This window comes from Acidicapsa ligni, assembly GCF_025685655.1.
GTDB classification, from domain to species: domain Bacteria; phylum Acidobacteriota; class Terriglobia; order Terriglobales; family Acidobacteriaceae; genus Acidicapsa; species Acidicapsa ligni.
Genome location: NZ_JAGSYG010000001.1, coordinates 1,337,120 through 1,350,886 on the forward strand (window position 1 = coordinate 1,337,120; position 13,767 = coordinate 1,350,886).

Annotated in this window: 13 protein-coding genes; 10 read left to right on the top strand and 3 right to left on the bottom strand. The window is 55.3% G+C overall.

Features of this window, described 5'->3' with window-relative positions:
- The first annotated feature begins 34 nt into the window (after positions 1-34).
- The 9 genes from OHL19_RS05395 (at position 35) to merP (ending at position 8,382) form a co-directional block, all read left to right on the top strand.
- Positions 35-292: a hypothetical protein gene (locus tag OHL19_RS05395; protein WP_263356587.1), complete on the top strand. Its 258-nt coding sequence runs from the start codon at positions 35-37 to the stop codon at positions 290-292.
- Between the two features lie 47 nt (positions 293-339).
- On the top strand, positions 340-717 hold the full coding sequence (locus OHL19_RS05400; protein WP_263356588.1) for a hypothetical protein: 378 nt from the start codon (positions 340-342) through the stop codon (positions 715-717).
- A 97-nt stretch (positions 718-814) separates the two neighbouring features.
- Entirely contained in the window at positions 815-2,077 is a 1,263-nt protein-coding gene (locus OHL19_RS05405) for a TolC family protein (protein WP_263356589.1), read from the top strand.
- Positions 2,074-3,669: an efflux RND transporter periplasmic adaptor subunit gene (locus OHL19_RS05410; RefSeq protein ID WP_263356590.1), complete on the top strand. Its 1,596-nt coding sequence runs from the start codon at positions 2,074-2,076 to the stop codon at positions 3,667-3,669. Before OHL19_RS05405 ends, OHL19_RS05410 begins: the two co-directional genes overlap by 4 nt.
- Positions 3,669-6,830, top strand: a complete 3,162-nt coding sequence (locus OHL19_RS05415) for an efflux RND transporter permease subunit (protein WP_263356591.1) — start codon at positions 3,669-3,671, stop codon at positions 6,828-6,830. Before OHL19_RS05410 ends, OHL19_RS05415 begins: the two co-directional genes overlap by 1 nt.
- A gap of 118 nt (positions 6,831-6,948) precedes the next feature.
- Complete coding sequence (locus tag OHL19_RS05420) at positions 6,949-7,362, top strand: heavy metal-responsive transcriptional regulator (RefSeq protein ID WP_263356592.1); 414 nt, start codon at positions 6,949-6,951, stop codon at positions 7,360-7,362.
- A 1-nt stretch (position 7,363) separates the two neighbouring features.
- Entirely contained in the window at positions 7,364-7,711 is a 348-nt protein-coding gene (locus OHL19_RS05425; RefSeq protein WP_263356593.1) for a DUF2703 domain-containing protein, read from the top strand.
- Positions 7,708-8,061, top strand: coding sequence for a mercuric ion transporter MerT (merT, locus tag OHL19_RS05430; RefSeq protein WP_263356594.1), 354 nt, complete (start codon positions 7,708-7,710; stop codon positions 8,059-8,061). Before OHL19_RS05425 ends, merT begins: the two co-directional genes overlap by 4 nt.
- 27 nt (positions 8,062-8,088) lie before the next feature.
- Positions 8,089-8,382, top strand: coding sequence for a mercury resistance system periplasmic binding protein MerP (gene merP, locus OHL19_RS05435; protein WP_396126639.1), 294 nt, complete (start codon positions 8,089-8,091; stop codon positions 8,380-8,382).
- Positions 8,383-8,782: 400 nt separating this feature from the next.
- Here the strand turns inward: merP and OHL19_RS05440 are convergent, their stop codons facing one another.
- Positions 8,783-9,406 (bottom strand): cadmium resistance transporter, encoded by a 624-nt coding sequence (locus OHL19_RS05440; RefSeq protein ID WP_263356595.1) that lies wholly within the window; start codon positions 9,404-9,406, stop codon positions 8,783-8,785.
- Positions 9,407-9,589: 183 nt separating this feature from the next.
- Here OHL19_RS05440 and OHL19_RS05445 point away from each other — a divergent pair, with 183 nt between their 5' ends.
- Positions 9,590-10,201, top strand: coding sequence for a cation transporter (locus OHL19_RS05445; RefSeq protein ID WP_263356596.1), 612 nt, complete (start codon positions 9,590-9,592; stop codon positions 10,199-10,201).
- A gap of 16 nt (positions 10,202-10,217) precedes the next feature.
- On the opposite strand, the gene OHL19_RS05450 is transcribed toward OHL19_RS05445, so the two are convergent.
- Complete coding sequence (locus OHL19_RS05450; protein ID WP_263356597.1) at positions 10,218-10,670, bottom strand: hypothetical protein; 453 nt, start codon at positions 10,668-10,670, stop codon at positions 10,218-10,220.
- Positions 10,671-10,680: 10 nt separating this feature from the next.
- Complete coding sequence (locus tag OHL19_RS05455; RefSeq protein WP_263356598.1) at positions 10,681-13,767, bottom strand: efflux RND transporter permease subunit; 3,087 nt, start codon at positions 13,765-13,767, stop codon at positions 10,681-10,683.

Genomic DNA, 13,767 nt, shown 5'->3' on the forward strand with positions numbered 1-13,767 from the left:
CTTCGGCTGGCTCTTTTTCTTTGCGTGGAGAGTTATGCCCAAAGGACCTTTTCTTGCGTCCGAGTTCACCCCAACACAATGGTCGACAGCCGAGGAAAAGGCGCAGTTCGGGAACACGCTCCTGCACTTCATCGAAAGCGAATGGAAGGAGACGCTGTTCACCAAGAAGCTCTACAACCGGCTAATGAACACGTTTGGCCATATAGCCCATTATGTGGAGGGCGCGATTATGCGGAGTGTCACCACGAAGACCGCTGGGAATGGCGCTCCGGCACCAGATCGCTCCGCATAATCCCAGCCTAAATTTGCTCTCGAAAGCCGTAAGGACGTAGTCTTATCTTGATCGTGCGTATTTTCCGCCAATTCGGTGCATTGGTCTTGCTGCTGGCAAGCTGCCTGGCTCCAGCGATGGCCTGCATGGTTCCCGATGCTCAGATGAACACCGAGGAGCGTGCGTGCTGCCGGGCGATGAAGAGCCAATGCGGGCAGATGGAAATGCCGGCATCGCATGGCTGCTGCCAGAAGACTCCGGCGAGCGTACACGATAACGCGCTCGACACGAAGGCAGTTGTATTCCACCCGATTGTAGTTTCCTTTATCTGGTTGGCTGCTTTTGAGTTGGTACATCCGGACTCTATTGTCACCGGATGGCTCGAACGTCCAGACTACTCTCCACCACAATCTCCGCCCTCGACCATCTCCATCTTAAGAATCTAGTCCGCTCCTCTCTCGCACTCTACTTTTGCCGAGCGCGCTCACTTGTCTGCGCGTTTTGGCGACTGCCATGAACTGCATTTGAGATTGGAGCTTCCGTATGAACGTGGTCCCTTTGTTGACCGCCACGCTTGTGCTGACCGCCGCGTTTTCTGCTTTTGGGCAGACGCCGGAGGTGAGCACTCCCACACCCTTGTCCCAGCTTTTAGCTGAGGCCGGGGCAAACAACCCACAAATCTCCGCCGCCAATTATGGCGTGCGAGCGGCCCGGCAAATGGCACCGCAGGTGACTACGTTGCCGGACCCGAAGTTCACCTACCAGCAGTTCAGTGTGGGCAGCCCGAAGCCGTTTGCTGGGTACACCAACAGCGACTTTTCCTACATCGGTGTCGGAGCGTCGCAGGAATTGCCCTATCCAGGGAAACTGCGGGCGCGAGGGACCGTAGCCGATCGTGATGCTGACACCAAGCAAGCCGAGGTTGAAGTTACGAAGTCCGGCATCGCCGATGTGGTAAAGGCTGACTATCTTCAGTTGGCTTATCTGCAACAGACACTCGGAATCCTGCGACAAAACGAAACGGTGCTTGACCAGCTTATTCAGGATGCAACGGCCCACTATCAAGTGGGCCAGGGAATGCAGCAGGATGTCCTGCAGGCGCAGGTGAACCGGACGAAGATCGTGAAAGAGATCACGATGCACCATCAGCAGATGGGAGAGATACAGGCCCATCTCAAAGGGCTGCTTAATCGGGATCAGAGTTCGCCGGACATTGTTACGGAAGACCTGACCGCTACTCCGATCCAACGGACCTCCGAGGAGCTTCTTGCGATGGTCCGGCAGAGCAACCCCCAGATCCAGGTCGATGCAAGCTCCATTCGGAGACAGGATGCGCAGGTGGCGTCCGCCAAGCGTGAGGGCAAGCCGGACTTCGAGGTCGGTTATCTCTACGAGAACACCGACCGCAAGTACCGGGACTATTACATGTTCTCCTTCGATGTGCGTCTTCCTCGCAGGAAGCGTGTCGATGCAGAGATTGCAGAGGCCACAGAGAGACGCTCCGAATCGCAACGGACACTCGACGCGCATCTGCAACAGCAACTCGCAGAGGTGCAGCAAGGCTATGTCAAAGCAACCAGCGATGACGAGCTATTGAAGGAATACAAGGAAGGTCTGATCCCGCAATCCGACGCAGCCTTTCGAGCGACATTGAGCGCCTACGCCTCCAACCGCGAGGAGTTCATTCATGTTCTTTCTTACTTCACCGACACCCTCAACCTGAAACTCGAATACGCGCAGACCCTCGTGGATCACGAAGCCGCCTTGGCCCATCTCGAAACTCTGACAGGAGCGACACTGCGATGAACAAATACATTTTGAGAACCTCACTTGTCTGGATCATTGTTCTTGCAGCTATCGCAGGGATATGGGCCTTCCGCTCTCATTCAATCAAGCTGCCAATGTCACAGAAGTCGCCGATGTCCGGGGAGATGCAGCCTGTAGCCTCTGGTCCGGCTGTCGCTGCGGACGAGGCAAAGCCATCCATGCCCGACATGCCAGAGATGAAGATGGATACTCCGCTGGTTCCGGTGCAACTCACACCCGAGCGGATGCAGAGCATCGGCGTGCAGACCGGCACGGTCGAATACAAACAACTGAGTGATGATATTCGTGCGACCGGCACGGTAGACATCAATGAGCGTCTCCTCTCTTACGTGCAGGTACGCTTTCCCGGCTATATCCGCAAAGTCTTCGCCAATGCCACCTATCAATATGTCAGAAAAGGTGAACCACTCTTCACCATCTACAGTCCGGACCTCGTAGCAACTCAGCAGGAGTATCTGCTGGCACGGCAGAACCAGAAGACCATGAGCGCCAGCACTGTCGATGGTGTTGCGGACGGTGCGGCTACACTTTCCACCGCGGCAGAACAGCGATTACAGCAGTGGGATATACCCGAGAGTGAAATCGCAAAGCTCAAGGAGACCGGCAAACCGGTCACTGACCTCACCATCAACTCACCAGTTGAGGGATACATTACCGAGCGAAATGCTCTACCCAATATGTATGCCGAACCCTCGACCAAGCTCTACACCGTTGCCGACCTGTCGCGCGTGTGGGTCTACGCCCAAGTCTTCCAGGACGACATAGGCCGGATAAAGCCTGGCGATTTGGCGCAGCTTACTGTCGATTCGTATCCAGGCCGCACCTTCTCCGGCCAGATCGAAGAGATCCTGCCCCAGGTAGATATGGCGACGCGCACGGTTCGCGTTCGGCTGGCGATGGCCAATCCGGGACTCAAACTGAAACCGGGCATGTTCGTGAATGTTGATCTGAAGACCAGCCTGGGAAGACAACTGATCGTGCCTGCTTCGGCAGTCTTTCAATCCGGCACACGGCAACTGGTTTTCCTCAATCATGGCAACGGCAGTCTTGAGCCAAAAGAGATCACCATCGGTCCCCGCGTCGGCGATGACTTTGTAGTGCTCAAGGGACTGAAAGCACACGACTCCATCGTGACCTCAGCCAACTTCCTCATCGACTCGGAGAGTCAGTTGCAAGCTGCGGCAGGTTCCTTCGTGCCACCCCCACCGGGTTCCGGGGGAAGTTCTTCAACAGCGAATGCACCTGCTGCACAGGCAAACATCGACTTCACTACCGATCCCAACCCGCCGCAAAAAGGCAGCAACGTCTTTCGGGTGAAACTTACAGGCGCAGATGGAAAGCCCACCACCGGAGCTGACGTTTCGGTCACGTTTTATATGGCAGCGATGCCCGCGATGGGAATGGCCGCAATGAACACAAATGCCAAACTCATCGACAAAGGCAACGGCATGTATGAGGGAAGCGGTTCACTTGGCTCGGGCGGCACATATCAGGTCACCATCTCCGCACAGAAAAACGGTCAATTGATCGCAACCAAGCAATTGCGCGTGAACGCGACAGGAGGCATGTAATGCTTTCCAAAATCATCGAAATCTGCGCACGCAATCGCTTTCTCGTTTTTACTGCTGTACTGCTACTTACCCTTACCGGAATCTGGTCGCTACAGCATGTACCGCTGGACGCACTGCCCGACATCTCGGATGTGCAGGTCATCGTTCACACGGGTTGGGCAGGTGAGCCCCCCGATGTCATCGAGGACCAGGTGACCTATCCCATCGTCACCAGTCTGCTGGCGGCTCCGCATGTCAAAGCCGTTCGCGCGCAGACCATGCTTGGCGACTCCTACGTCTACGTCGTTTTTGAGGACGGCACGGACCTCTACTGGGCGCGCTCGCGGGTTATCGAGTACCTGCAACAGATCAGTGGGCGTTTACCCGAGAACGTGCATCCTTCGATTGGTCCCGATGCGACGGGCGCGGGCTGGGTCTATGAGTATGCCATCGTCGATAAGAGCGGCAAACGCAGTCTTGCCGACCTGCGCAGCTTACAGGATTGGCATCTGCGCTATGCGCTGGAGACTGTGCCCGGAGTTGCCGAGGTAGCCAGTATCGGTGGTTTCGTCAAGCAATATCAGGTACAACTTGATCCCAACAAACTCCTTGCCTACGGCATCCCTCTCTCTGCCGTCATCGACAAGGTGAAGATGAGCACGAATGAGGTCGGCGGTCGCGTTCTTAACCTGAGCGGCGCGGACTACATGATCCGCGGCCTCGGCTACCTGCGCTCGCTGGACGACCTCGCTACGGTTGCCGTCGGCAGCAAAAATGGGACACCTGTCCTGATACGCGACCTGGGAACGGTGAGCTTCGGCCCAGACATCCGCGAAGGAGTTGCCGAGTGGCATGGAGATGGAGAAACCGTTGGCGGGATTATCGTCATGCGTCAGGGCATGAACGCGCTGAACGTCATCAACGGAGTGAAGCAGAAATTGCGTGAGATCGCCCCGTCTCTTCCGCCCGGTGTCCAGATCATGACGGGATACGATCGCTCCGACTTGATCGAGGCTTCGATCAAAACGCTCCAGCGTGATTTGACCGAAGAAGCCATTATCGTCAGCCTCGTCATTATCATCTTCCTGTTTCATTTCCGTTCTGCACTCATTGCAATCATCGCCTTGCCTATCGCGGTGCTGATGTCTTTCATTCCTATGTACTGGCTAGGAGTGAGCTCGAACATCATGTCGCTGGGTGGCATTGCATTAGCGATAGGTGTGCTCGTCGACGCCTCGATTGTGATGGTTGAAAATGGCTATCGCCATCTTTCAGAACGGCAGGAAAACGATCCAAGCCCGGTATCCGAATCAGAGCGGCAGACGATTCTTATCAACTCGGCCAAGCAGGTTGGTCCGGCACTCTTCTTTTCGTTGATTATCATCGTCGTTTCCTTTATGCCGGTCTTCCTGCTCGAAGCGCAGGAGGGGCGCATGTTCCGTCCGCTGGCATGGACCAAGACCCTGGCGATCGGATCTTCTTCCATTCTTGCCATTACCCTCGTGCCAGTCCTGATGGTCTTGCTGATTCGAGGGCGGCTCAAACCGGAGAATGCGAATCCCATCTCGCGTGTCACACAGGCAATTTACCTGCCCATCCTGAAGTTCTGTCTTCGCCATCGTTGGCTCACCATTGGGGTCAACCTGATCTTTCTGCTGGTCACGTTTCCGCTTGCAACACGTTTGGGCAGCCAGTTCATGCCTGCCCTCTTTGAAGGTTCCGCGCTTTATATGCCGACTGCTCTCCCCGGCATCTCCATTGAGCAGGCGAAGGTACTCCTGCAACAGCAGGATCGCGTCCTTCGCAGCTTCCCGGAAGTGGCCAGCGTATTCGGCGCGGTTGGCAGATCAGACAGTGCAACTGACAATGCGCCACTCGATATGTATGACACGACACTCATGCTCAAACCACGGGAGCAATGGCCCGCCGGGATGACCTACGAAAAGCTCATTCAGCAGATGGATGAGAAACTCCAGTTTCCGGGACTCTCGAATACCTGGACGAGCCCGGTCGAAAATCGCCTGGACATGGAGCTGACCGGCATCAAAACTCCGCTGGGCATGAAGGTGCAGGGGCCGAATGTCGACGGCATTCAGCACCTGGCTTCGCAGCTCCAGACTGTTCTCTCTGGGCTTCCGCAGGTGCGATCCGTCTTTGCTGAGAAGGTCGCGCAGGGTTTTTATGTCAATGTCGATGTGAATCGGGAGGAGGCTGCCCGTTACGGTCTCACCATTGCGGACATTCAGACAGCGGTTTCATCTGGCATCGGCGGGCAAAATATTGCGGAAAATGTCGAAGGCCGCGAACGCTATCCGATCAATGTCCGCTACCAGAGAGACTTCCGTGACAATGTCGAGCAGATGCGTGGAGTCCTCGTCGGTACTCCATCCGGGGCACAGATTCCTCTGGGGCAAGTAGCGAAGATCTCATTCACGCATGGGCCTGCCATGATTCGGGACGAAGACGGTGCGCTGACGGGGTACATCTACATCGATCTCAAAAACTCCGACTACGGCGGCTTCGTCGCACAGGCAGACAGACTGATTCATGACAAACTCGCCTTGCCTGCAAATTACACCTTCCAATGGTCGGGAGAATATGAACTGGAACTACGCGCCAAACAACGTCTGCAACTGATACTTCCAGTCGTCTTCTTCGTGATCTTCCTGTTGCTATACCTTGTCTTTCACTCGGTAGCTGAAGCGCTTGTCCTCATCTTCCCAACCATCTATGCGATGAGTGGAGGGTTGCTCCTGCAATGGCTGCTTCACTACAACTTCAGTGTCGCGGTGGCGGTCGGCTACATCGCGCTCTTTGGGATCGCAGTGGAGACCGGCGTGGTCATGGTGGTGTATCTTCATGAAGCTCTCGAACACAAGCTGCAATCCGGCAAGGCATTGACGAATGCCGATGTGGAAGAGGCAGCCATTGAAGGCGCCGTTCATCGTTTGCGGCCAAAGCTCATGACCGTCTGCGCCGTTCTCGCCAGCCTGGTCCCGATCTTTTGGGAATCCGGCATCGGCTCCGACGTCATGAAGCCGATTGCCGCGCCTATCGTCGGCGGCATGATTACTTCCACCATCCACGTCCTGATCCTTGTACCCGTCTTCTTCGTCATGATGAAGGAACGCGCACTACGGAAAGGACAGCTACACGCAAAGAACCAAGTCGCTACACATTAGTCCGGGGAGATCAATCCAGCCTTCAGCGGCCTCGTGGGAGGAAACATCGAGTCTCCTCCCACGACTTGACTCTGGAGTACACTCCAGACTTTATGCTGGATTCAGCAAGGAAGGCGAGATGCAGATCGGTCAGGTCGCACAGAGCACGGGACTGAGCATAGACACCATCCGCTTCTATGAGAAGCAGGGGCTGGTTCATGCACCTCCGCGTAGCTCAGGAGGATACCGGGTCTATGACGACCGGGATGTGGAGCGGTTTCAGTTCGTGGGCCGCGCCCAGAATCTCGGCTTTTCTCTTCAGGAGATACGAGAGCTCTTGGTCATTGAGAACAGCAAGGGAGATGGCTGCTCCCACGTACATGACCTGATCGCGGCAAAGATCGGCCAGGTGAAGGAGAAGATCGCGGAGTTGAAACGGATTGAATCGCGGCTGACAAAGGCCCAGAAGCAGTGCAGCGCGGCACTGATGAAAAGCTGCCCTGCGGAATGTCCAGTTCTCGAAGAACTTGAGTCGGGTGCGAGAAAGAGTTGACATGAAAATCGAGATCTTATATTTCAAGGGATGCCCGAACCACGAGCCAGTTGTAAAGCAGGTTCAGCAGATATTACGTTCCGAACAAATCAATGTGCCGGTTGATGAGATAGAAGTCACAGATGCAGCGATGGCCCAAAAGGTGGGTTTTCTTGGCTCACCAAGCATTCGCATTGATGATTTAGATATTGAACCGGATGTTCGTGGGCTACAGACATTCGGGTTTGGCTGCCGGACCTACTCCGATGCGGAGGGGCGGCGATCCGGGATTCCCTCCGCAAATATCATCAAACGGGCCTTATACGAGGCGTCGGCTCCTGGTGTCACGTCTATGAGCGAGCCAGGATGAACAAAGGTCAAAAGACCGACTATGGCGTTCTTGCCGCCGGAGGTGCTGCGGCAATCCTTGCCTCGACTTGTTGCCTCGGACCTTTAGTTCTTGTACTGCTGGGTTTCAGCGGTGCGTGGATTGGGAATCTGACTCGTCTGGAGCCTTACCGCCCTTATTTCTTATTGGGAGCTATCATTGCGCTCGTCTTTGCAGCGCGCCGTATCTTCCGATCTGCTAGTGCGTGCAAACCGGATGAAGTTTGCGCCCTGCCGAGAACGCGTCGTCTCTATAAGCTGTTGTTCGGAATCACCGTTCTGCTTGTGCTGGTTGCAGTCGCATTTCCGTATGTCGCCAAATTCTTCTACTGAGTGTTCGCTATCGAGGAGGTAATAACCTTGAAGACTTTCAAGTGTACCGTCACTGTTCTATCCGCTCTTTTGCTCGCCGTCCCAGCCTGGGCCGCCACACGCACGGCTACGCTCGATGTTCCAGGTATGACCTGTTCGACGTGCCCCATTACCGTCAAAAAGGCGCTGAACAGGGTCGCGGGAGTCTCGAAAGTGGATGTCAGGTTTGAAAAGAAATTGGCCGTGGTCACTTACGACGATGCCAAAACCAACGTGCAGGCCCTTGTCAAAGCCACGACCGATGTTGGCTTTCCCTCCACACCGGAGATACCGCGCAAGTAAGGAAAGGAGGAATGTAGGGTGAACGCGGATAATTGCACAACAAAGGATCTCGTCGTTAGTCGAAGCTCAATCAGGCTTTGGTATTTACCTGCGGTCCTTGTATTGACCGGATTGGCTTGGCAGCAGGGGCGAATCTGGCTCTGCTTCCCGGCATTCACAGTGATGGGAATAGCATGTCTTGCCAATGCTGCCCGGTGCGGACGACTCCATTGCTACGTGACCGGCCCTCTTTTTCTTGTCGTAGCTCTCTATGTTCTGCTCGCCGCATTCCAATTTGTGCCAATGTATGCAAGCCTTACCTTCCTGATCGCTCTCGGCATCACGTCACTCACATTTATTGCGGAAAGGTCCTTCGGAACATATAGGGGCAACAGTTGTCGATGCGTGCGATAGATATTCTTTAGAGCCCTCCGTGGCGGAGCAGCAGCCCGAGACTCCCTGCTTGATAGAGGATCAGGACGCCGAGTGCGATCAACACGACGGGAGCCACGCGATGCCCATACCGGCGAATGGGCGAACCCAATGTTGGGTGATTGACCATCCAATGCGCGACGAAGCACCACAGTGCGGTCATCACCATGAATATCAATCCGATCACGGCAATTTCTTTGTGTGACCGGATAGCTAACGAAGGTATATAGATCCCGATGTTGTCGCCGCCATTCGCCAGTGTCACGAGCGCCACAGTTGTCGCACGTCCGTTACGTCCGGCATTGACATGGTGCTCTAAACTCTCTTCTGTCGCATTGCGTTCGCGGTACAGATCGAAGAGTTTGTTCACGCCAATCAGAATCGGGACCACTCCTAACAATCCGATATAAGCGCGTGGAAACACGAGAGAAAGCAGGGATGCTGCCACGCTCACGCCAAACAAAGCAGCAATTCCAAGGTACTGACCGAGCACAACATCTCGCGCACGGAACTTCGGGTCGGCGAAGAACCCGATCAGCACAAAGACATCATCGATATTGGTCGAAGCAAAGAGCACGATGGCCATGCCAAGCAGTGCGAGCAGAGAATCCATTCATCAGACCGTTCGTATTTTGAAGTAGCGCAAGATACAGCGTACTTCAAAGAGCAGAAGGACCCACTGCACCGCGCGCGGTCATGTTGTCTATCCGCAGCCTTTGTCGCGCATGGCCCGGCTTCCTTCGATGATAATGGGGACTCGTATTGTGAAAGAAACCTCGGGAAAGGGTGCGTGCAGATGAGCGACTGCGGTTGCGAGGCGAAGACCGACTCTCCAGCACAGCGACAAGTTCTCTCGATCGCTCTGGGGTTGAATGCCACCATGTTCGTCGTTGGCCTGGTTGCCGGGCTGATTGGTCAGTCGAGCGGGTTGATCGCCGATTCTCTTGATATGTTTGCCGACGCGGTTGCCTACGCCATCGCATTGAGTGCTTTCAACCGCGGTACGGCCTTTAAGGCGAAGGCTGCAATGGTGAGTGGCGGAGTGCTGCTGATCCTTGGTATCGGTGTCCTGTTGGATTCTATCCGCAGAGGTGCATTCGGCAGCGCTCCAGAGAGCCACGTCATGATGGGTGTTGCGAGTATCTCACTTCTGGTAAACGCAACTGTCCTATATCTTTTGGGCAAATACCGCGATCAAGGAGTGCATCTGCGCGCCACCTGGATCTTCACCCGAGTGGACGTGATAGCCAACCTCGCGGTCATTCTCTCCGGTATGACGATTTTGCTTACTGGGTTCCGTTTCATTGACCTCATTGTCGGCGGGGCCATCGGGCTGTATGTCATCAAGGAAGCGTTCGAGATCATCGGCGAAGCGAGGGAAGCTAGCGAAAAAGCGCATCAACCATAAACAGTGTCAATTCCTGCTACTTCACTGTTACATGCAGTCGAGCGCTTTTCTTCTTCCCGGTCGCTTCCACATAATGCACAAAAGCGTAGTAGCTTGAAGGCTGATAATACTTTGAACCCAAGGTTATGTCGCCACAGTACCGGTTCACGCCATTTTGACGCAGATGGGCGGTTGTGGGTTCCTCTTGGAGCCTGCCGACGAGCAACCTGAAATCCACGCTAACCCCTTGGATGTTACTAACGCTAGTTGGATTACCACCTTGGAACAGAACGCAAAAGTGATTTTCGCCCCGTGTCAATTTGCCAGTGTCATTCGTTAGCACGATGGACATATTTCTTGCTCGCTTCGTTGCAATTGTCTTATCTGGAACGTTCACAGCGGGCGACGCCGCAACGAACGTCTCACCGAGAATGAACATCACGAAGAGATACGAAGTCGCTTTCCGAAATAATTCTGATTTGGCCTTCATAGAATTCCTCCTACTGGTCCCCGATCAACTTGGACTCTTTGCGTCTTTCAACCCATAGATAGAGGGCTGGAAGAACGAGCAGTGTCAGTAGCGTGGAAGTGACCAATCCGCCGATAACAACAGTTGCCAGAGGCCGCTGTACCTCTGCGCCAGCTCCGTGAGACACAGCCATAGGAATGAAGCCCAGGCTGGCTACGAGTGCAGTCATGAGGACTGGCCGTAAGCGTGTATGCGCACCTTGTTCCACGGCAACCTCAATAGGCAGATCCTTCTGGTGCAGTTCGCGGATGTATGTCAATAAAACGATGCCATTCAAAACAGCGATTCCAAAGAGCGCGATGAAACCGACTCCGGCTGAGATGCTGAACGGCATTCCGCGCAGAAGGAGGGCGACGATGCCTCCCGTCGCGGCCAAGGGAATATTCAGAAAGATCAGTACTGCGGGAAACGCGGACTGGAAGTTAAGATAGAGCAGGACGAAGATGAGCGTGAGCGCCGCAGGCACGACGATCATCAGCCTTTGGCTTGCGCTCTCAAGCTGCTCGAACTGACCGCCCCACTCCAACTGATATTCACTTGGAATAGTCACCTTCGCGGCGACTGCTCTCTGCGCGTCCGCCACAAAACCCGCCAGATCACGTCCACGGACATTCACTCCGACACTGATTCGGCGTTGCCCGTTATCGCGGCTGATCTGTGCAGGGCCTTCCTCGTCCTGAATATCGGCGAGTTGTGCCAGCGGAATGAAATGTCCCTCTCCATCGCCGACACGCAGATTGCTGATAGCTTCGGAACTGGCGCGCTGTTCCTGCGGGAAGCGCACCTGCATAGTGAAGCGGCGGTTTCCTTCCACGATCTCGCCTACCGGCTTACCGCCGATGGCTTCGATGGTATCGAGCACATCCGATTCATCGAGACCATGACGAGCGAGAGCTTCGCGCTTGATGCGGATTCGCAGGTAAGGCAGCCCGGCTACCCGTTCCGTATTGACATCGGCTGCTCCAGGTACTTTGCTGACCACCGCCGCAATCTGGTCGGCTTTTCGCCGCAGCGTGTCCAGATCGTCTCCGTAGAGCTTGATGGCAATGTCGCTACGCGAGCCGCCTTCCATCAGCTCCTGCATACGCATCTGAATCGGCTGCGAAAAGCTATAGACTGCGCCGGGGGCTTCTTCCTGCAGGCGCTTCTGCATCGCATCGATCAGTTCCTCTTTGCTGCGCTTTGTCGGCCATTGATCCACGGGCTTCAACGTCACGTACACATCGCTTTGGTCGATAGCCATCGGATCGGTTGCAACTTCAGGGCTGCCAGTGCGACTGAAGACCGTGGCTACTTCCGGGAACTCGCGCAACACGGTCTCGATGATCTGGTTGCCGTGCAGGGACTCGGAGGTGGAGATGCCGGGCACCCGGTACATCATCACCAGAATGGAGCCTTCATCGAGCGAAGGAATGAACTCGGCACCAAGGAACGGAATGGCGATCAGAGAGACCGCAAAGATGCCGACGGCAATCCCTGCGGTCCAGACTGGATAATGCAAGGCTCGTTGCAGAAGCGGACGATACCACTGATCCATCTTCCGCATGAGCCATGTGTGTTTCTCGGCCACTTTGTTGCGCAGCACATACCAACTCAGGACCGGCATCAGGATCAATGCGATGACAAGCGAAGCGAGCAGGGCGAACAGAACCGTTGCCGCCATCGGCTTGAACATCTTGCCCTCGACTCCGCCCAACGTCAGGATCGGGATGTAAACCAGAACAATAATCAGCACTCCAAAGAAGATCGGTTTGGCGACTTCACGGGCCGCCGACAGAATCACATCGCTGGCTTGTTCCTCCGGTTGTTTCTGATGCAGGCGGCGAAGGATATTCTCGATGATGACCACCGAGCCATCGACAATCAGGCCGAAGTCGATTGCGCCAAGGCTCATCAGGTTGCCCGAGACCTTCGCCTGCACCATGCCGATAAAGGCAAATAACATCGACAAGGGGATTGCGAGCGAAACAACGACACCAGCCCTGAAGCTCCCCAACAGCAGAAGGAGAACGGCAATCACCAGAATGCCGCCTTCGATCAGGTTCCGAGTGACCGTACGAATCGTCCGGTTCACCAGATCCGTGCGGTCGTAGAGCTGTTCAACGCGCACGCCTTCGGGGAGAGTCTTCTGAAGGTCGGCCAGACTGTCCTTGACCCGAATGGCGACGGCGCGGGAGTTTTCTCCGATCAGCATCATGGCGACGCCAACGACGATCTCTCCCTTGCCGTCCTGTGTGGCGAACCCTCGCCGCACCATCGGCGCGAAGTGGACGTTGGCGATATTCCGAATCAGGATCGGAGTGCCAGTGGACGAGTTTCCGACTACGATGTTTTCGATGTCGGACAGGCTGCCGATCAGTCCTTCTCCACGAATAAGAGACTGCTGTTCGGAACGCTCCAGATACGCGCCACCGGCGTTCGCATTGTTCTTCGAGAGAGCTTCAATGACGCGGCGCAGCGGTATGTGGTATCCGGTCAGCTTGTCGCTGTCCACTTCCACCTCATACGTCTTCAATTCACCTCCCTGCGTGTTCACTTCGACAACGCCGGGCACACCGCGCAGTTTCGGAGCAATGTCCCAATCGAGGATGCTTCGCAGCTCCATCGGGCTGTGTCCCGCGCCAGTGACCTTGAACTGATAGATTTCTCCGAGGCCAGTGGAGATCGGACCCATCTCGGGCACGCCTACTTCTGCGGGGATCGATTCTTTGGCTTGCGGCAGACGTTCATTGACCAGGGTTCGACAGAAATACGGGTCCATGCCGTCTTTGAAGTAGACGGCGACATAGGAGAGTCCGTATTTGGAGGTGGACTGGATGCGCGTGATTCCGGGCAAGCCACGCATGGCGGTTTCGACGGGAAACGAGATGAGCTGTTCGACTTCCAACGGAGAGAGACTTGGAGCGCGAGTCAGTACCAGGACCTGATTCGGTGTGATGTCCGGTTCCGCGTCGATGGGCAGGTTGCGCAGAGAGAGGAATCCGATGGCTGCGACAAACACGGTCGCCAGCAGAACCAGAACACGATAGCGTAAGGCAAGTTCGACAAGGCGCTGCAT